This window comes from Chloroflexus sp. MS-G, assembly GCF_000735195.1.
Taxonomy (GTDB): domain Bacteria; phylum Chloroflexota; class Chloroflexia; order Chloroflexales; family Chloroflexaceae; genus Chloroflexus.
Genome location: NZ_JPIM01000053.1, coordinates 1 through 20,874, shown reverse-complemented (window position 1 = coordinate 20,874; position 20,874 = coordinate 1). Strand labels below are relative to the sequence as shown.

Here is a 20,874-nt window from a genome sequence, read left to right as displayed (position 1 = left end):
AGCCAGGGCTTTTCAGTGTTCTCAGTTTCGGGTTGCATTTGATGACCGAACAGTTCACAAACAGAACAATCTGGGTACGCGGGCCTCTGGCCCGCATTGTGCCGGAACCCATCGGATGGCAGATCAGTGTTCTCAGTTTCGGGTTGCATTTGATGACCGAACAGTTCACAAACAGAACAATCTGGGTACGCGGGCCTCTGGCCCGCATTGTGCCGGAACCCAATCTCTCTCACCTTTGCCCCATTGCCGGGTAAGGCGAAAACGTTGAAATGTCCCGTGGGCAGGTGAGGGAGAGGCGCACTTCGCAGCACGGATACTAAACATGTTGCCTCCACTACTGAAAAACGTCTTGTGGGTATTTCTTGCTATAATGTACGCCAGCGTTCGTAAAAAATGAGGATATCGTGTGATCAAGCGTTACCTTCTGGCTATCGATCAAGGTGGCAGTGGCAGTCGAGCGGTGATCTATGATCCCGACGGTCAAGTGCGTGGGTACGGCTACCGACCGGTCGGGCGCGTGTGCCCACAGCCGGGGTGGGTTGAACAACGGCCATCAGCGATTGCGCGCAGTGTTGCTGAGGCGATTCAGCAAGCCTTAAGCCGAGCCGGAGTGCGAGGTCATGAACTCCTCGCCTGTGGCATCACCTCACAGCGCGATACTGTCTTTGCCTGGCACGCAGTCACCGGACGACCAATCGGCAATGCGATAACCTGGCAAGACTTACGCACCGCCCCTCTGGTTGCCGAACTGGATAATACACCACTGGGATCCCAACGACGAGAGCGTCTCGGTCAATTCCCCGGTGCGTATGCCGGTGCAATGCACATGGCCTGGCGTATGCGCCACGATCCAGCCTTCCGCCGGGCAGCCGAACGTGGTGTTTTGCGGGTGTCGCTGGCAGCAGGCTGGATTATCCAGGCCCTTGGCCGACCGGCTGAGCACGCGCTTGATCATTCCCTCTTGCAGGCAATGACGGTGTACGATCCACGACGAAAGGCTTTGTGGGATGAGTGGATCACAGCACTGAATATACCGCGCACGGCATTGCCGGTTGCCCGACCAACGATTCATCATTTTGGCGACTTGCTGATTGATGGTGCTACAGTACCGGTGCTGGCAATGATGACCGATCAGCAGGCAGCGCTATTCGGCTATGATTGTCGGACACTGGGACAGGCGGTAGCAACGCACGGAACGGCATCGTTTGTCAATGTTGTTGTTGGTACTTCACCACCGCCGCAGGGTATCTGTAAAACATACCTTGCCTGGGAGATCGATGGAGTTGCCACTTATGCGCTTGAAGCGGACATGACAACCACCGGCGCCGCAGCGAACTGGTTGCGTGAAATTGGGTTGGTACGGCGTGCAACCGATCTCGACCGCTACGCTGCTGCTGTCACCGATAGCGGTGGTGTCGTGTTTGTACCGGCCCTGAATGGGCTGGGAGTGCCAAGTGAGGATCGGAGTGCACGTGGGGCGATCTTTGGCCTGGCGCTCGGGGTTGGTGTCGGTCATATTGCCCGTGCCTTCTACGAAGCGATTGGCTTCCAACTGGTCGATATTCTGGCAACAATACAGGCCGAAACCGGCATAACGATCGCCGAACTGCGTGTCGGTGGTGGTATCGCAGCCAGTGACCTTGCCTGTCAGATCCAGGCCGATCTGAGCGGGATTACGCTGATCCGCGCCTGCGATACCGAGACGACCGCCCGTGGCATTGCCTTGCTGGCCGGCATCGGCGCCAAAGTCTGGTCGATTGACAACGTACCGAGCCTGCTCGACGAACGTGCCCGGCGATTTGTGCCACGGCTGTCGCTAGCAGAACGGACTGCCGTTTACGAACGATGGCACATGGCATTGTCTCGCGTTCAGGGATGGGCAAAAGGATAGCAACACCTTGCAGCAACCAAAACTACGTCCAATCGCACATCAATTCTACACCGTCTGGTGGTTGCTGAAGCCGACAACAACCTCTATAATAGAAGAACAATCGCTTTCGTTTCTGGTCTACAAACACACTTTTGGGTGAGGTGACGCATGGGTTTGATCAAACGGGTTGGCACGAAGGCTATCAATACCCCACCGCCCGATGTTGGCGCTCCTGCCGAGGAGGGAACGCGCCAGATCAGCCCTGCCGCCCACCCGGCGGCAGATGAGGGCACTCGCCAGATCGAGGCGCGGCCAGGCGGGCAGTCGGCGCCGGCCGTACCGACCATGCTCAGCCCCGGTATAATTCTGCAAGGGCGCTATCAGGTTGAAGCGCCTATTGGGATCGGCGGGATGAGTGTCGTCTATCGCGGGCGCGACCTCCGCTTCAAAGACGTGGTACGTTACTGTGCGATCAAGGAGATGGCGCAAAGCGCCCCTGATTCGCAAACCCGTTTGCTCAACCTGAAAAACTTTCAACGTGAAGCTAGCCTGCTCGCGACCCTTCAACACCCGGCAATCCCCAAGGTTTACGACTTTTTTGAAGAGAACGGCAAAGTCTACCTCGTGCTCGAGTTCATTCCCGGTAAAGACCTCGAGACAGTTCTGGAAGAGCACGGCAAACCGCTCGATGAAGAGCACGTGGCCCGCTGGGCATTGCAAATTTGCGACGTGCTGTCGTACCTGCACAATCATAAGCCTGAGCCGATTGTATTCCGCGATATGAAGCCATCGAATGTGATGGTGGTTGGCGATGATCGGATTGTGCTGATCGATTTTGGCATTGCCCGTACTCTTAACCGCAGTGATCGCAAAGGGACAATGATCGGTACAGAGGGTTATTCACCGCCTGAGCAGTACCGCGGAATTGCCGAGCCGGTTGGTGACATCTATGCGCTTGGCGCCACGCTCCACCATCTCCTTACCAACACCGATCCGCGTCTTGAAACCCCTTTCACATTCCAGGAACGTCCGATCCGTCAGATTAACCCGACCGTTTCACCTGAGATGGAAGCAGCAGTAACCCGTGCGCTGGAATACGATATGGCAGCGCGCTGGCAGAGCGCCGAAGAGTTTCGACAGGCTCTGCTGAAGGTTCCGTCACTGGTTGGTACCGGCACAGCCAAAACGACCGTTGCTGTACCGGCTGTGCTCAAGGGCGCACAGACGACCGAGCTGGTCTGGCGATTTAAGTTTGAAGATGAAGTGCGCTCGTCACCCTTTGTGAGCGGCGGATTGGTATTTGTTGGATGCTACGACACAAATATCTATGCCCTCGATGCTACTCGCGGTGAGTTTCGTTGGAAATATGCGACAGAGGGCGGAATCAGCTCATCACCCACCGTCTGGCAAGATATGGTCTATATCGGTTCAGAGGATGGCACGCTGTACGCCCTCGATATGCGCCGGGGCGGGGTACGCTGGACATTCCGTACCGGTAAGCCAATCCGCTCTTCACCCCGAATTGAAGATCGGGTTGTGTTTGTTGGTTCCGATGATCAGCATATCTATGCAATTGATGGCTTACGCGGCACACTGATCTGGAAGTATCGGACCTGGAACCCCATCCGCTCCTCGGCGTGCATCTACGGTAATTCCGTCTTCATCGGCGGTGATGACGGCAACGTCTATTGTCTTGATGCGCGGACTGGCGCGGTGAAATGGAAGCAGCGCACGCAACAACCAGTTCGCTCATCGCCAGCATACAGCGATGGTATTGTCTTTGTTGGCTCACTGGACCAGAACCTCTATGCGCTTGATGCGGAAGGCGGCTGGCCGGCCTGGCGCTTCCGCACCGGCCATTACATCAACTCGTCTCCGTGTGTGGTAGGTACGCGCGTTTTCATTGGCGGAGTCGATGGCATCATGTACGCGCTCGATACCAAGAGTGGCCGCCTGGTATGGAAGTACGAAGTTGGGAGTCAGATCACATCCTCACCACGAGTTGAAGGTGGTCGCCTCTACTTCGGGGCAGTTGATCAGGCAGTCTACTGCCTCGATGCCGGTAATGGACAACTGATCTGGAAATATCCCACCGAAGGCGCAATTGTTTCAACACCGATGATTGTGAATGGTGTAGTGTATATTGGCTCAATGGACCACCATCTTTACGCACTGAAGGCGTAAAACGACTCATAAAGGGGTTGCGGCGGTTATGCCAGACGAAACACAATCTTCACCAGATGAAACGCCAACCGAACCGCTCAATTTAACCGACATCGAAGCTGAACGTCAGCGGCAACTCGGTCTAACCCCTCCTGAAGAGGATGGGACTCGTCAGATCGGTCAGGATTATCAACCAGCACTGACATTCCGACGCTCAGCACAAGGTTTCGCGGCAGCCGCCCTCCGCGATATTGGGCGAGTACGCGACATGAATCAAGATTGTGCCCTGGCAACCATCATGACCGTACCACGGGAAGGGCAAGACGTAACTGTGGGCTTATTTATCGTCGCCGATGGCATGGGTGGTCATCACGGTGGCGAGGTTGCCAGCCGGTTGGCGGTGCAAACAGTGCTGACCAGTGTGCTTGAGCGACTGGTATTACCGGTGATCGAAGATGGGATCATTGAGGCGTTGCAGCCGTTGATGATTGAGGCAGTGCAAGAAGCAAATGCAGTGATCTGGCGTGAAGCTCAGGCTTCCGGCTCAGATATGGGCACCACCTGTACCGCTGCGCTAGTCATCGGCAACGGCCTGTACGTTGCCCATGTCGGTGATTCACGTTGTTATGTTTACGAACCGGCTGGTCTGCGTCAACTTACGACCGACCATTCAACCGTCGGACGCCTCATCGCGCTGGGTCAGCTTGATCCGGAAGAGGCTCGTGAACACCCACTGCGCAATCAGCTTTATCGTACTGTTGGTCAACAGCCTCATGTAGCTGTCGATTTTGTGTACCACCAGTTGAACAATTGTTCGCACCTGGTGCTGTGCAGCGATGGTCTGTGGAGTCTGGTCGAAGAGAAAGCTATCGAACAGGCCCTTCAGCACAGTCCCTGGCCACACGATGTCTGCCGCGAGCTGATCGCATTAGCCAACCTGGCCGGTGGCGACGATAACATTTCAGTGGTGGTTGTTTCGTTGCCGCTCGATGAGAGGTCGCTATGAGTAAGGTTGATCTACGCATCACACCGAGTCGTAGTGTACTGCCAGCCAGTCAGGAGCCACAGCTCCTCTATGCCCTCATCGAGCTATCAGCCCAAAGTGGCGCAACGAAAATGCCACGACTCCCACTCAACCTATGTCTAGTGATTGATCGCAGTTCATCAATGCGCGGCGAACGGCTTCAGCAGGTTAAGCAGGCCGCGATGCAGATTCTCGATCTGCTCGGCGATCACGAAAGCTTTGCGCTGGTCACGTTCAATGATCGGGCTGAAGTGGTGGTCCCGGCGCAACTGGCACGGGCGCGAGCTGAAATCAAGCGTCAGATCAGTGCCATTGAAGCGGCTGGTGGTACCGAAATGGCAACCGGTCTGGCGTTGGGAGTACAAGAGTTGCAGCGGGCAATGATGCCGCGCGCTATTCATCGGTTGTTGTTGCTTACCGATGGACGTACCTACGGTGATGAAGGACGTTGTGTTGAGATTGCCCGACGCGCTCAGGCGCGGGGCATTGGGATCACCGCTCTTGGTATCGGGAGCGAGTGGAATGAAGACTTGCTCGAAACGATTGCTGCCCGTGAGAATAGTCGCACCCATTACATTACTTCAGCGGCTGAGATTACGAAAATCTTTACCGCTGAGGTCGAGCGTATGCACAACATCTTTGCTCAGGATGTTCAACTACGGGTGACGTTACCGCCACAGGGTTTACTCCGCTCACTTGATCGGGTGCGTCCGTACATCGTTCCGCTACCCACTATTGAAGAGGCCGAGTTCGTCTGGACGGCAGCTCTCGGCGATTGGCCGGAAAGTGATGCCCAGGCCCTCCTGATGGAAATTGTGGTTCCCCCCTTACCGGTTGGTCGGCACACTATGCTGCGCCTCCAACTTCGTTACCGCGTGCCGGGCAGCGAGGGTACAACGGCAAATCACGAACAGAACCTGGTCGTGGGAGTACGCAATCCTGATGAAGTTGCATCTGAAGTCGATCCAACGGTAAAACACTGGTTAGAACGGTTAGTCGCCTACCGTCTCCAGGCTAGTGCCTGGCAGGCCGCTGAGGAAGGAAAACTCGAAGAGGCAACTCGTCGCTTGCAAATGGCCGGAACGCGCCTGTTTGAGGCTGGCGAAATCGAACTGGCGCGTACTGTTCAGGAAGAAGCGACCCGCCTGCTACGCTCTGGGCAAGCAAGTGCTGAAGGTCGTAAGCGGATCAAATATGGTACTCGTGGTTTGATCGGGCGCGAAGAACAATTATAACCTGGAGTAGACAGCACATGGTGATTTGTAGCCACTGTCAGGCTCAACAACTCGACGGGACAATCTTTTGTACAGTGTGTGGTGCCAGTTTGCTAAGTGCAAAACCTCAGCGGCAAACAACGGCTTCACTCAACCGTGCGGCTGCCGAAACCGCTCAAGCAGAGGTTGATGAAGCAACTATCTTACCCGCACCAACACCAGCGCCCGAAACAAACACGATCGCTCTGATCGTTCTGAGTTCGGGTCGGCGTATTGTCTTACCGGTTACACCTGAACTCTTGATTGGGCGTAAAGACCAGCAGCGGAACTTCTTCCCTGATGTGGATTTGAGTCTTGATGGTGGATACGATGCCGGTGTTTCACGCCAACATGCCCGCATTATCTGTCGTGATGGGAGTTATCTGCTTGAAGATTTGGGCAGTTCCAACGGAACGTTCCTCAATCGTCAACGGATAGCTCCGCGTCGGCCTGTTGAGCTGCATCACGGCGATGAGATACAACTTGGGATGTTACTGGTACGGTTTGAAATGAACGGATAACGTGACCCATTTCGTTTGCGGAGGCTTCTCTATGCCGAAAACAGTTATTCTTCATCTTACCGGCGAAGATCCGCTGCTGGCCGATATTGATCAAGAGCCACAGCCTGGTGATCTCTTCATAAAGGTGACCAATATGCGCAAGCGCGACGGTAAACCGGTACCGTATCTGGCGGCCGGTGTGCAGGCCGTTATCTTTCCCTGGCACCGCATAACGTTCATCGAATTGATGCCCAGTGAAGAGGAACGCAGTCAGGTTATCGATTTCTTCCGCCAGTGAACGAATTGTGGTCATATCTGCTGCCACCGGCGAGTGATCTTTTTTACCGCCGTAATGATCCCTACGACCAGCGCCTGGGCGAAATCGTTAGGCCCGGTGTTGCCGCTTATGATGCTGCCCAGGTCGTCATTCTCGGCTGCCCGCAAGACATCGGTGTGCGCCGCAACGGTGGTCGCCCCGGTGCTGCCCAGGGACCAACTGCCATTCGGCGGTGGTTGTACCGCCTCGGTATTGCCGGTCTCACCGACATAACCATCTGCGACCTCGGTGATGTTTCAACCGAAGGTGATTTGGAAACTGTCCACGACCGGTTACGGCGCCTGGCAGCACGTATTATCGCCGATGAAAAGTTGTTGATTTCGCTGGGCGGAGGAAATGATATTAGTTTTCCCGACATAGCAGCATTGGCGTCAGTTGCGCTATCACCAATACTGGCGATAAATATCGACGCCCACTACGATGTGCGCGCCGATCAACCGGCGAACAGTGGCACACCGTACCGGCAATTGATTGAAGGTGGCTTCATTGATCCACACCGGTATTGGGTGTTTGGGGTACAACCGTTTGCCAATGCACCTGCTTACACTGAGTATCTTCGTGAACGAGGGGCAACTATTGTCGAGTTAAGCACCGCACGTCATTACGGTGTTGCCGATACGATGCGGACAATGCTCGCAACCAGTGATGCCGCAAGTATCGGGTGGGGGTTTGATGTTGATGTCGTACAGGCGGCAGAAGCCCCTGGTGTCAGTGCGCCTAACCCACTGGGGATGCACGGCGATGAACTGGTTGCCCTGGCTGCGTTAGCTGGAGCCGAACCACGTACCCGCTTGATTGAGTTCAGTGAACTGAATCCTCAATACGACCTCGATGATCGCACGGCTCGACTGGCTGCGGTTGCAATCTGGCATGCACTGGTTGCGTTTGCTGCTCACCGCAGGTCCAGATCGTAAGCGAGTGGCTACGTTACCCAACACAAATACCACAGGTTACAAGCTGAATATAAAAAGTGCCCTCTGTGTTGGACTTCGCACATACCGAACGATAAGCACCGTCTGAATCGAAAGCGAGATGTCGTCATGCAAGCAAAAGCTGTCACACCGTATCAACGAGCCTTTCAGTTCATTGTTTTGATGGGTATCGTCAGCCTGCTGGCCGATATGGTCTACGAAGGGGGACGTAGCCTGAGTGGACAATACCTTGCGTTACTGGGCGCGAGTGGCACAGTTGTAGGATTGACTGCCGGTATTGGCGAGCTGATCGGCTATGGTCTGCGTTTGGTCTTTGGTTACCTGAGTGATCGCACTCGTCGCTACTGGCTCCTCACCATTCTCGGCTACGGTATGACCGTTATCGCGGTGCCGCTTCTCGCCTTAACCAATAACTGGCCGCTGGCTGTTGGTCTCTTAATGGTTGAACGCTTGAGTAAGGCGTTGCGCAGCCCCGCCAAAGACACGCTTATTTCATATGCCGCCGAGCGCGTTGGTGCAGGCAAAGGATTTGGTCTGCACGAAGTGCTCGACCAAGTTGGCGCGATTGCTGCTCCTCTGCTGTTGACCGGTGTGCTGGCGTTTAGCAATAGTTTTCAACTAGCATTTGGGCTGCTGATCATTCCAGGGGTGCTCTGCATGGCTGTTCTTCTCACGGCAAGGAGACAGTTTCCCCAACCGGCTGACCTGATTGGCAAGACACCGACGCTGTCAACCACCGGTTTTTCGCGCCAGTTCTGGCTCTATATGATAGGTGTAACACTCTTCGCTGCGGCCAGTGTTGATTTTGCGCTCGCTGCATACCATCTCCAGCAACAACGTATTATTGCGTCAGCCGCCATTCCAGCGCTCTACGCATTAGCAATGACAGTTGATGCAGTGGCTGCATTCGGTTTTGGTTTTCTCTACGACCGTATTGGTCTCTACGCGCTGGTTGGGATTACGGCCCTGGCTGCGCTGAGCACACCCCTCCTCTTCAGTGATGGTTTTCTGATGGTCATCATTGGGATTGTAATCTGGGGTGGAGTCTTGGGGGCGCAAGAGTCGATCTTGCGCGCCGCAGTGACTCGGTTTGCACCACTGGAACGACGTGGCGCGGCGTATGGTCTGTTTAATGCCGGTTTCGGCATAAGCTGGTTTGTCGGTAGTGCATGTTTCGGTTTGCTGTATGATATATCACGACCGGCATTGATTGACGTTTCCGTGGTCTTACATCTCACTGCGGCGTTAGTACTCTGGAGCGTTGCCCGTCGGTAGTACTTCTCATCGTATGAACACATTCGTCATTGAACTGTTGTCGACCATGACTGTCGCCAGTGCCCTCGCTCTCTGGAATGGATGGGGCATAACCCGCTTACTTTTGCCAGCTACGCTCCAGCCATGGCGCGCCATCCTGGCGCCACTGATCGGGTATGCGTTAACGGTGTTGACCGGATATTGGGTCGTGCGCTTTTTCAGTGGATTGGGGCTGGCACTGGGTCTGTTGTTACCAATTTGCGGAGTGCTGAACTGGCTGGCCTGGCGGCGGCTTGGGCCACCGCGCATACTAACCGCGCTCCATCAACATTGGACAGCGCTTCTCATTGGCTTTGTCGGGATAGCGATTGGCATTGCTCCGTTGTTGAGTTACGGCTATTCCGCCCCTATTGGCGAGGGTTGGGATATAGAAAATTACTGGCCCACTGCACGCTATCTGACCCGAGGGCCGGTAAGCGCAATTGCAACTGCTCCACCAAACCCGCTCCGTGATCTTAATGCCAGTCCACCACGTATCGGATTAACGCTTGGTTTCAGTATCTGGCAGGGTAGTGTCGATCTCTTGAGCAGTGGCGAGCCGCTGACTAGCTTTGGGCCGCTGTTGGCCTGGCTACGGGCGCTAGGTGGAATCGGTCTCTACATTCTTTTGCAGTCGGTATTCGATCTACGACGTTGGTCAGCAACTCTCGGTGCTTTGCTGGCCGTGCTCAACGGTCTTCTGCTATGGGTCAGTTTCTTCAACTTCGGTATGCAAATCGCCGCCTGGCCCCTTATCCCATTGGTGATCATTCTCGGCCTGCACGCTGTGCAATCAATGCGTTTTGGCGAAGGATTGCTCGTTGCCGCCATCGCTATAGCGGCAGTCCCGATCACGTACTATCCAGCACTCGGCCCGCTCGGGTTAATGGCTGCCGGAATTGGCGCTGTTAGGCTCTGGCAGCAGCACGAACGCCGGTTGGTGCTCAAACAAAGTATTGGCCTGATCTTGCTTGCGCTGGTACTGGCAGCGCCAACCATCCCTGACTATTTTGCCGGTTTCAATTATCGCTATAGCTTACCGCTAACGACACTGGGCCTGTTTCGTTTTGTGCCACTGAGCGACATTGTTGGTCTGACGCTCTTCCGTTTACGTGACGCACCAGAAACACTAACCCCACTCACCGCTATTGCTGCTTGTACGATGTTCCCTCTGGCCGGCTATGCTGTGATGGCTGCACCGCAACGTAGTCGCTGGCTGGGAATGGTGACCGGGGCAGCCTTGTTTCTCCTTACCCTCCGTTTTGTGTCAGTCTACCATTACGGTTATCTCAAAGCGGCAGCCTATCTGGGATGGATCGTAAGTGCATTGGCAGTTGCCGGTCTACAAGTGCTCAGCGAACGATTATCATCGCAACGACAATGGTTATACTACGTTGTCATGGCCGGAACGATAATGCTGATCGGCGGGCCGATCACATTCACCGCCGGACGTGTCGTGGCCGACCACTGGGGAAAACCGGGTTTGTTTGCCGGAGTCCTGCCTGCGCTCCGTGATTTACGTCAAGTTGTACCACCCGGTAGTACAGTCTTTCTGTCGGGCGACCCGCGTGTGCAGGGAGTTACCAGCGCACTAGCCGCGTATCTCCTCGATCACGCTGCCGTCTACGGCTCAGTACGTACCGGCTATGCCACTTCAACAGCGACAACCAGTACTGGAATTGGAGAATACGTCCTGCTTCAACGAGACGAAGACCCTCGCTTGTGGGGTCTAACCGATCCGCCGATCTGGCGCGGCGGCCCATATCTGCTCTACCGAAAACCGGATACACAGCTTGCGTATCAGCCGCTCGATCAACTCCTTACGGCAGATCAGATAACGACGCTCACGATAACTGCTCATCAATTGGCAGGACATGCATCGCTACTCGATGATGAACGTGCCGAACGCTGGCTCATCTTGCAAGTAGCAACCTTGAAGGATAGTAAACTGCTGATTAAGGAGCAAACGTACAACGTTCCTGCCGGCAGGCACTGGATCAGCATTGGCCCATTGACAACACCACAAACGGTAACCATTCGTCAACCTGATCCTGATCCAGTGTTGTTGCAGAGTGCCATGCTCACCGCAAAACCACCGGCTATTCTTGGTCAATTACCGCACAGTATCGTGTTGAGTGCTACCAGTAACGCACAGGATTTACACATCACAACGACTCTCGTCATGCTAAACCCAGATAGTGGTCTAGTAGTAGCCGCCATCGAACTCTGGGATAACCAGCACGGGTACCTCTTCGGACGCTACGGGTTACGGATGCCATTGGCTACCGTGCCACGAGAGGTTGCAATAACGATTGATCTTGGCAGTGGTACGGCAATAGCGCAAGATAGCACTGGTGCCACATGACCGCTCGGTATCCAGTCGGGTGGAGCAAAACCCGGCTCATATACGGCCCGTCTCTGGATCGGCACAGACCAACGAGCCTTGTTAACACCGGTCGATCTCTTTGCATTTACCATTCATCGTAGTGGTATGATCACCCTCGATTGGGTAGCACAGCACCCACTTATGATGACCAGCATTGATCGCCCCCTCAACGTACTGGATACGCGCATCGGTGAAGATATGTTGCTACACGGATACGATCTGAGCACAGAACAGATTGCAGCCGGTGATACAATTGCCATTACGCTCTGGTGGGAGTCCTTGCACAATCAGCTCGATGAGCGCAGTATCATGCTTCACCTCCGCAATAGTGCAGATGAACGGATCATCGATGCCGACGGCCCACCTGCCAGTGGTGGACGACCGACCACTCAGTGGCGCACGGGTGAAGTGATCATCGACGATCGGCGCTTGACTATTCCTGCCGATCTGCCACCGGGTCGCTACTGGTTAGTCATCGGGAGCTATCGCTGGCCGTCACTTGAACCGCTGGTATGGTCGGATACATTGGAAACCGGTCGGCGAATTCCGATTGAAGTACAAGCGCTCCCAACCAGTCGTTAAGGAATCCATGACGTACAGCTATGAGTACGTTTGCCCAACAATCCGTATTGGCTATCGATCCAGGGTTTGGCCCAACTCCGTGCAACCTGTAACAACTTTTGGTACAATATAAATATAGATGAGTGCAACGTCACCCGAAACGACAGGTTGCAACCGCTTCAGGATGCCAAACTCCCGCAAGGTAACCCTGACGGACCACAGACGGTGTAGTCGCAGGTATAACGAAAGAGCACGGCTATGACAAAGAACACACTCACTATCATTGACAACCGCACCGGCAAGACGTATGAGATTCCAATTGAGCACAACGCGATTCGAGCCACCGATTTACGCCAGATCAAAGTCTCAGATGACGATTTCGGCTTAATGTCCTACGATCCGGCTTACTTGAACACTGCGTCGTGTAAAAGTAGTATTACTTACATCGACGGCGACAAAGGGATTTTAGAGTATCGTGGATACCCCATCGAGCAGTTAGCCGAGAAGAGTTCATACCTTGAAGTTGCCTATTTACTCCTGTACGGAGAATTGCCCTCAAAAGAGCGGTTGGAATGGTGGGAGTACCGGATCAGTCGCCATCTCTTCCTGCACAACAGTCTGGTTGAGTTGATTCAAGCCTTCCGCTACGATGCCCATCCGATGGGGATTTTGATCAGTTCGGTGGCCGCGATGTCTACCCTCTATCCTGAAGCCAAGAACATTCACGATCCGGCGGTACGTGAAAAACAGATCTGGCGTATTATTGGTCAAATCCCTACCATCGCGGCTTTCGCGTACCGGCACCGTATCGGGCGGCCATTCAATTTGCCAGATAGTTCTCTTAGCTACACGGCTAATCTGCTCTACATGATGGATTACATGAACCAACGTGAATATGAGGTAAATCCGGTTCTGGCGAAGGCGCTGGATGTTCTCTTCATCTTGCACGCCGATCATGAACAGAACTGCTCGACATCGGTGATGCGGAGTGTTGGTTCAAGCCATGCCGATCCTTATAACGCACTGGCTGCCGCTGCCGCGGCACTGTATGGCCCACTTCATGGCGGCGCCAACGAAGCCGTGCTACGAATGTTGCAACAGATTGGCCATCCAAAGAATGTCCCGGCCTTTATCGAGCGTGTGAAGAAGGGAGAAACCCGGCTGATGGGGTTTGGTCACCGGGTGTACAAGAACTACGATCCGCGGGCAAAGATTATTCGTAAAATTGCCCATGAAGTCTTTGCGGCAACAGCAACCAATCCTCTGCTTGATGTAGCCATCGAGTTAGAGCGAATTGCGCTGGAAGACGAGTATTTTATCTCACGGAAGCTCTATCCGAACGTTGATTTCTACAGTGGTCTGATCTACCAGGCGCTCCGTTTCCCCATTGAGTACTTCCCCTTCCTGTTCGCAATTCCTCGTGCCTCTGGCTGGCTGGCCCAATGGCTAGAGATGCTCAATGATCCTGAGCAAAAGATTACCCGTCCCCGGCAGGTATACATTGGGCCGCAGCGGCGCGATTATGTACCTATCGATCAACGGTAGGAGTCGCTGATCAATCCTCCTTTCTCTCCTTTCAGAGAGAAAGGAGGATCGTGTTTTTTGTTCCGACGTATTTCGCCTTATCTCTGACCAGGCACGCCCCCGCCATAAGCAGGATGATTCCTCTCCCAAGCCTCTGGTGAGCCGGTAGAAGCGAATTCCTCGACTGCCAGCTAGCCGGGCAGTGTATCACACGGCTACCGGTTTCACCCTATCACTCAGAGCGTGATCAGAAACTCGTAGGTGCTCAGGAAGGGTGTCGGCTGAAGTAGCGCACAACGAAGCGCTCATCAACAGCCTGGGCTTGTGATGAAGCTTGATCAATGGCATTCCAGAATGATGAGATGAACGGTGGCGGGCAACTGGCTCCTCACCTTCCCCCTGGCCCTCTTCCTCTCCCACGAGAGAAGAGGAGGGGGAAGATTGGCTCCCCCTCACCTTCCCCCTGGTCCCCTTCCTCTCCCACGAGAGAAGAGGAAGAGGGAACGTAGGGTGGCTGGTGAGCAAGAACGTTGGCAGCTCCTCACACGGTGGTTATGCAGGCACGATACGTGCCCAATGAGAAAGCTGGGTTTTTGATCAGGCGCTCAGAGCACGGGCCACTAGCCCGTGCTCACTGATGAGAGAATTGCCGGCAACCAGGCCTTTAGACCTTCAACGCACTGCGACCGGCATAACGTGCCGCACTGCCCAGCTCTTCTTCGATACGCAGCAACTGATTGTATTTGGCAATCCGGTCGGTACGAGCCGGTGCACCCGTCTTGATCTGACCGGCATTTGTTGCCACCACCAGATCGGCAATCGTAACATCCTCACTCTCGCCCGAGCGATGTGATACAATCGCCGTCCAACCACTTCGTTGCGCCAGTTGGATCGCGCTGAGCGTCTCGGTAAGCGAACCGATCTGGTTGAGCTTGATCAGAATCGAGTTGGCAGCACGGGCATCGATGGCGCGCTGGAGTCGGTTGACATTCGTGACCAGGAAATCGTCGCCGACCAGTTGCACACGATCACCCAGTTTCGCCCGCAACAGCACCCATCCTTCCCAGTCATCCTCTGCCAGACCGTCTTCCAACGAGATAATCGGATAGCGATTGACCAGATCGACCCAATAATCAACCATCTCGGCACTGGAGAGTGAACGACCTTCACGCTTGAGATGATATTTGCCGTCTTCGTAGATCTCAGTGGTAGCCGGATCAAGCGCGATCATTATCTGTTCGCCGGGTCGATAGCCAGCCTTCTCAATAGCCTCCATGATCAATTGCAACGGTGCGTCGTTGGTTGGTAGGCTGGGTGCAAATCCGCCTTCATCACCTACGGTCGTACTGAAGCCACGGTCGTGAATAACTTTCTTCAAGGTGTGATAAATCTCGGCCCCCCAGCGCAACCCTTCACGGAAACTTTCAGCGCCAACCGGCATAATCATAAACTCCTGAAAGTCCGTGCTGTTGGTCGCATGCTGCCCACCATTCATGATGTTCATCATCGGTACCGGTAAGACATGAGCGTACACACCACCGAGATAACGATAGAGGGGCAGGCCAAATGCAGCAGCAGCAGCTTTAGCAGCGGCCAGTGATACGCCCAAAATCGCGTTGGCGCCGAGTTTGCTCTTATTCGGCGTGCCGTCGAGTGCGATCAACTCTTGATCGAGACCAATCTGGTCGGCAGCATCAAAGCCAATTAACGCTTCAGCAATATCTTCGTTGACCGCCCGTACCGCTTTCAACACACCTTTACCGTTGTACCGGGAAGTATCGCCGTCACGCAACTCGAGTGCCTCGTGGGCGCCGGTCGATGCACCACTGGGGACAATCGCCCGTCCTACATCACCGCTCTCTAACCGAACGTCGACCTCGATGGTTGGATTACCGCGCGAGTCAAGTACCTCACGGGCAACGATTGCTTCAATTAGTGTTGACATATTCCCTCCGGGTAACAAGCCCCAGTCCATTGGCCAGACAACAGCAAGTTGTAGGCCGCTGTTCAGTATAGCACGAATAGCGCATGACCTCTCTGCGAGGTTGCTGCGCTAATCCGAATTATTTGTCTTTATGTCACCACCTATGAAATGTGATTCGCGGTCAGGCCGATGGCGATGAGATGACAAACCGAGGCAATGTAGTGACGCACTCAGAGGAATGGGATCGGCACCATAGACCTGTTCACTTCTCTACGCTGCGGCAGCGTTCACAACACATTTACCGGGTCAATATCGATCATCCAACCAAACAAAGGGCCTACAGCATCAAGCACGGCTCGGATTTCCTGGGCAGTTGTCGCAGGTGGTACGCGCAACAGCATATGCCAGCGCCAGCGATCGCGTTGACGACGAAAAAATGCTGGCGCTGGGCCAATTAAACGCCATCCCACCAGATCACGGTCAGTAATGCACCTTTGTAACGCTACCGCCAACTGTTCGGCTCGTCGCCGGCATGTCTCCTCATGCGCTGCTGTCGTGACAAAACGCACCAACCGACCAAACGGTGGGTAGGCCATTGCACGCCGAAATGTTATCTCTTCACGAAAGAATGCCAGGTAATCGTGTTCACGCACCGCTTGCAGGGCATAATGTTCGGGCTGATAGGTCTGAATTATTACCTGCGCACCCTCGCTACGCCGACCGGCACGCCCGGCCACCTGAGTCAAGAGTTGAAATGCCCGCTCACCACTCCGAAAGTCAGGCAGATACAGCCCAGTATCGGCCAAAACAACCCCCACTAGACCCACCAGTGGCAGATCAAGACCTTTAGCAATCATCTGGGTACCGACGAGCACGTCGATGTCGTGGCGTACCATTGCTTCAAGGAGCCCGTCATGGGAATGTTTTCCGGTTGTACTGTCGCGATCCCAGCGTGCTACTCGGGCTGACGGAAAGAACTCACGTACTGCTTCAGCAACCCGTTGGGTGCCGATCCCCAACGCCCGAATGCGACGGCTGAGACATTGTGGACAAATGACCGGCGCTGCGGTACGTTGGCCACACGCATGACAGAGCAACACCGATACCGGTGCTCCTGCTTCGGCCTCAGACTCCGTATGGTAGTGAACGGTAAGAGGTGCGGAACAACGTTCACAACGGGCAATATAGCCACAATCCCGACAGACAACAAATGATGCCGCTCCCCGGCGATTGAGAAAGAGGATCGCCTGCTGACCACGGGCAAGCGTTTGGGCCAGCGCATGCGAGAGTGTACTTGAGAAGATGGAGGTATTTCCTTGTTGCAATTCACGCCGCATATCAACGATGCGGATTGGGGGCAGTGGGAGCGGGCGACTATGGACGAGACCATCGATCCCGATCTGAGCAGTGATCCGTTCAGGTAGTTCGAGCAACTGAATAGAGCCGTTCCGCGCCGCGTAGAAGGTTTCAACACTCGGTGTTGCACTACCAAGCACAACCGTGACTCGCGCCAGCTCGGCAAGGTGTAACGCTACATCACGGGCATGATAGCGGGGAACAGCATCATTTTTGTAGCCAGGATCATGCTCCTCATCAACAATGATCAACCCTAGATCGGGGAGCGGGGCAAAGAGGGCGGAACGTGCGCCAATAGCAATCCGGGCTTCGCCGCGTCGCAATCGGCGCCACTCATCGTACCGTTCACCATCACTTAGCCCACTGTGGAATACTGCCAGTTGATGACCGAAACGAGCAGCTAGACGGCGTACCAACTGGGTAGTGAGCGCAATCTCTGGCGCCAGCACGAGCGCTTGCCGACCAAGGCGTAACGCACGGGCAATCAGGCGTAAGTACACTTCTGTCTTCCCGCTACCGGTAATACCGTGCAGCAAGAAACGACCACCGGTGCCGGTTTCAAGGGCCGTTACCATCGTCTCATACGCCTGACGTTGTGCCATCGTTAGTGGTGGTGCGGCATCGGGAGAGAACGTCACCGTTGCCAACGGATCGCGATAGACTTCACGCTCACTCAGGTCAATAAATCCCCGTCGTGCGAGTGCCCGTATTCCCGCCCCGTCAATTCCTGTTGACCGCCGAAATTCACTGAGCGTTGGCGGTTCATCCGCCACCCGCTCGGCCAACCAGCGCAGGGCCATTGCCTGACGTGGTGCGCGATGCAACTCGGTCAACGCCTGCTCTAGATCACGAACCGCCATACGAACAACTTGCTCACGCCGTGGTTGCACTCGTGGCGGATCGATGCGGGTTCCCCGTACAATCAACCCACGTTCGGCTAGTGCCCGGTAGGCGGTGCGTAACTGATCATTGCTTCCACGCAGTACAGCCCGTAACGCAGCTTCGCTCTGCTCACCATGACGCCGCAAGTAGAAGAGGATCGACCGCTCACGATCTGGCAATGCCCCCAACTCACACATCAGACCGGCTGCCGTCGCCCGCCAGGTCATCTCGATCTGACGTGTTGTACCAGGTGGAAGACAGAGATCGAGTACCGTCGCCAACGGAGCGTCGTAGTATTCGGCAACCCAGCGCGCCAATCGGATGGTAACTTCGGGGATAGAGACCATCGGATCAACCAAATCGATGAGATCACGTAAACCATCGGCTGTGCGATGCTGTAGCGCAATAATCACTCCCCGCACCTGTTGCTGTCGTAACGGCACCCAAACCAACTGACCTACCGTTATTGTTTCCCGTAGATGATCGGGCACACGGTATGAAAAGAGACGCTGATGATAACGGCCTGAGAGCGGCACCATCACTACAACATCAGCAACCACCTCAAGCGAAAAATGTTCAGGGGAGACATCCATACACAGGAATACACCTCAATCTGATCGACTGTCGTGGCTTTATGATATACTATTCCGTCGGATCGTTGGAGGGTCTCGGGTCGGCAATGGGCAGACTTCTCCCCTCCGTAAATACCAAAGAGAGGTAACGAATGGTAAACGTCACACTCAAAGCACAACGCCGTCACATCTTCGGCAAAAAGGTCAAGACCCTGCGTCGCGAAGGCATTTTACCGGCCAACTTCTACGGCAAAGGTGTCGAAACCACCGCTATTCAAATCAGCGAGCGCGATTTTGAGCAGATCTTTCGCACCGTGCCCAAAGGAGAATCGTTCAACCTTGACATTGAAGGAACAATCCACCCGGTTGTGATTTATGTCGTGCAGCGTCACCCGGTAACCCGTAAATTCTTGCACATTGATTTCAAGCTAGCCTAATCGCGGATCAGCGAAGAGGAGCCGCAGATCATGAAAGCCCCTGATGGGGCTTTCTTTTTGCCGACCGAAGGACCCACTACCTCACCGACTGACTGCCGCGTGGGCACAAGAGGGCTGCTCCACAAGAGACATTCAGGCATACGCGCATTTCTCCCCTCTAATGGGCAGAAACCGAGCACGAGCTGCACGCGCCCCTGATCGTTAACGCGACGCTTCTTAACCGGCATATCGTCGCCCTTTCCAGGTAACGCCTCGCCCCAACTGCACACGGAGAATTCCATAACCGGCAATGAGCAGATAGAGCAGCAAACCGATGGGCCAGAGGAGAGCGTGAAGTGGGTTAAGATGGTAAAATCGCCGATACAACATGCCCCAAAAAAGCAGACCGGCCAGCCAGGCAAGCAAACCGGCCAGAAAAACGACACTCCCTGCCCAACCGCTTAACAACCAGCCGGTTATCATCAAGAGAAACGGCGCATACGCCTGCGCGAGCAATATCGTCATCGCAAACCACGAGCGCCAGCCACCACTGCGCAAACCCGCCGAAGCGTTTTTCATCAAACCTTCCGCAACCTCAGCCGCATTCGTGTACATCCGCACCTTCAGATACTCTATACCAATCGCTCCTCGCACATTAAACCCGGCAGCCCGCAGCGTCTGGCCGAGACGAACATCCTCCAACACTTCACCACGAACAGCACTATGACCACCTACCACATCATACGCAGCGCGCCGCACAAAGATACATTGCCCATTTGCCAACACCTCTTCAGGACGAACATCGGGTTGCGACAAACGCTCAAATGGGAAGATCGAAACGATCAAGGCTACGAACGGCGGTAGTACCAGTCGTTCAGCCCAGGTTTCGAGTTCGAGAAAAGGAAAAATCGTCACCATATCACCGTTCGTTGCCAGCGCATAGCAGAGCAGGGCAGCGGTAAGGTCTGGAGCCGGTACAGTATCAGCATCAAGAAAAAGGAGCCACTCCCCCCTGGCAATACTACTTGCTTGCTGACAGGCGTGACATTTCCCCACCCAACCCGCCGGCAACGGTTTTCCGGCAACCGGATGTAAACGTGCATCAGTCGCGGCTAGATCGGCCAGAATAGTCGGCGTCTGGTCTGTTGAACCATCATCAACCACAATCACCTCAAAGCGAGGATAACGTTGTGCCAGCGCTCCCCTGACACAACGAGCGATCCCCCGCTCTTCATTGCGCGCCGGGATCAAAATCGACACAAACGGCGGATCAGACGGAATGTTCGGGGGTAACAGGCGCGGAATTCGGCGCATTCGTTGCCAATGCCCAATAAAACTCCCTACCAGCACCACGCTGATCACAATCCCAAACACGGCCAGACCCATGGTAACACCTCTTGGTAGACAGTAGGCAACTGAAGATAGTATAACCTGAGATCAGGGCAAGCTGTCATACGCCCTTACCTTCCCCCAACCCGGTGCACTCTTACCAGGCGTGAGAACGGCTGATCCGACCTGCCGGTGCGGAGATGACAGGTATATTCGGCGACGGCACGGCTGCGAGCGGTCTGTGCCAACCCCTACCCTGCGAGGACGGACATGATCAGCAGAAACCTGGACATCCATTGCCCCGGGCTGAACGGTGGACCAGTGCACCAGCCCTTTCACTTTCCCTCTGCCCCCTTGCCTCTCCCGCCGCTTCTCTCGCTTGGCACCGGCGTGCCTGCTGCGCACGGCATCCTCGACAAACCACCCGCGTCCACGCCACTTGACAAACCGCGCAAGTTCCGGTATACTTCCCCACGTTGCTAGTGCAACGGTCTCACCTCGCCGGTAGACCTAACGACCCATCGGGCGCGTCATCGCCAACTAGTGTCACAG

15 protein-coding genes are annotated in these 20,874 nt (G+C 54.9%); 12 read left to right on the top strand and 3 right to left on the bottom strand.

Going from position 1 to position 20,874, the window contains the following annotated elements:
- Nucleotides 1-406: 406 nt before the first annotated feature.
- The 11 genes from JE47_RS0111060 to JE47_RS0111015 all read left to right on the top strand — a co-directional run bounded on the left by JE47_RS0111060 (nt 407) and on the right by JE47_RS0111015 (nt 13,864).
- Complete coding sequence (locus tag JE47_RS0111060; RefSeq protein ID WP_031459818.1) at nt 407-1,891, top strand: FGGY family carbohydrate kinase; 1,485 nt, start codon at nt 407-409, stop codon at nt 1,889-1,891.
- A 147-nt stretch (nt 1,892-2,038) separates the two neighbouring features.
- On the top strand, nt 2,039-4,054 hold the full coding sequence (locus JE47_RS0111055) for a beta-alanine-activating enzyme beta-propeller domain-containing protein (protein ID WP_031459817.1): 2,016 nt from the start codon (nt 2,039-2,041) through the stop codon (nt 4,052-4,054).
- Between the two features lie 28 nt (nt 4,055-4,082).
- Nucleotides 4,083-5,039 carry a protein phosphatase 2C domain-containing protein gene (locus JE47_RS0111050; RefSeq protein WP_031459816.1) on the top strand — a complete coding sequence of 319 codons (957 nt, stop codon included), beginning with the start codon at nt 4,083-4,085 and terminating at the stop codon, nt 5,037-5,039.
- Nucleotides 5,036-6,292, top strand: a complete 1,257-nt coding sequence (locus JE47_RS0111045; RefSeq protein ID WP_031459815.1) for a vWA domain-containing protein — start codon at nt 5,036-5,038, stop codon at nt 6,290-6,292. The genes JE47_RS0111050 and JE47_RS0111045 overlap by 4 nt, the downstream gene beginning before the upstream one ends.
- Nucleotides 6,293-6,309: 17 nt before the next feature.
- The gene (locus JE47_RS0111040; RefSeq protein ID WP_031459814.1) at nt 6,310-6,831 is read left to right on the top strand and encodes an FHA domain-containing protein; all 522 of its coding nucleotides are present in this window, start codon (nt 6,310-6,312) and stop codon (nt 6,829-6,831) included.
- 31 nt (nt 6,832-6,862) lie between these two features.
- A complete protein-coding gene (locus JE47_RS0111035; protein WP_012259644.1) occupies nt 6,863-7,108 on the top strand; it encodes a hypothetical protein in 246 nt (81 codons plus the stop codon).
- Nucleotides 7,105-8,061 carry a formimidoylglutamase gene (locus JE47_RS0111030; RefSeq protein WP_031459813.1) on the top strand — a complete coding sequence of 319 codons (957 nt, stop codon included), beginning with the start codon at nt 7,105-7,107 and terminating at the stop codon, nt 8,059-8,061. Before JE47_RS0111035 ends, JE47_RS0111030 begins: the two co-directional genes overlap by 4 nt.
- A gap of 126 nt (nt 8,062-8,187) precedes the next feature.
- Nucleotides 8,188-9,354 carry an MFS transporter gene (locus tag JE47_RS0111025; protein WP_031459812.1) on the top strand — a complete coding sequence of 389 codons (1,167 nt, stop codon included), beginning with the start codon at nt 8,188-8,190 and terminating at the stop codon, nt 9,352-9,354.
- A gap of 13 nt (nt 9,355-9,367) precedes the next feature.
- Nucleotides 9,368-11,737 carry a hypothetical protein gene (locus JE47_RS20525; RefSeq protein ID WP_236631213.1) on the top strand — a complete coding sequence of 790 codons (2,370 nt, stop codon included), beginning with the start codon at nt 9,368-9,370 and terminating at the stop codon, nt 11,735-11,737.
- A gap of 78 nt (nt 11,738-11,815) precedes the next feature.
- Nucleotides 11,816-12,340, top strand: coding sequence for a hypothetical protein (locus tag JE47_RS22155; RefSeq protein WP_236631212.1), 525 nt, complete (start codon nt 11,816-11,818; stop codon nt 12,338-12,340).
- Nucleotides 12,341-12,577: 237 nt separating this feature from the next.
- Complete coding sequence (locus tag JE47_RS0111015) at nt 12,578-13,864, top strand: citrate synthase (protein WP_031459811.1); 1,287 nt, start codon at nt 12,578-12,580, stop codon at nt 13,862-13,864.
- A 643-nt stretch (nt 13,865-14,507) separates the two neighbouring features.
- Here the strand turns inward: JE47_RS0111015 and eno are convergent.
- Together eno and priA are read right to left on the bottom strand one after the other, a co-directional pair.
- A complete protein-coding gene (gene eno / locus JE47_RS0111010) occupies nt 14,508-15,788 on the bottom strand; it encodes a phosphopyruvate hydratase (protein ID WP_031459810.1) in 1,281 nt (426 codons plus the stop codon).
- Between the two features lie 266 nt (nt 15,789-16,054).
- Nucleotides 16,055-18,598: a replication restart helicase PriA gene (priA, locus tag JE47_RS0111005; protein WP_031459809.1), complete on the bottom strand. Its 2,544-nt coding sequence runs from the start codon at nt 18,596-18,598 to the stop codon at nt 16,055-16,057.
- Nucleotides 18,599-18,729: 131 nt separating this feature from the next.
- Here priA and JE47_RS0111000 point away from each other — a divergent pair, with 131 nt between their 5' ends.
- Complete coding sequence (locus JE47_RS0111000; RefSeq protein WP_031459808.1) at nt 18,730-19,014, top strand: 50S ribosomal protein L25; 285 nt, start codon at nt 18,730-18,732, stop codon at nt 19,012-19,014.
- Nucleotides 19,015-19,230: 216 nt separating this feature from the next.
- Here the strand turns inward: JE47_RS0111000 and JE47_RS0110995 are convergent, their stop codons facing one another.
- Entirely contained in the window at nt 19,231-20,379 is a 1,149-nt protein-coding gene (locus tag JE47_RS0110995) for a glycosyltransferase (RefSeq protein WP_031459807.1), read from the bottom strand.
- Nucleotides 20,380-20,874: the final 495 nt, after the last annotated feature.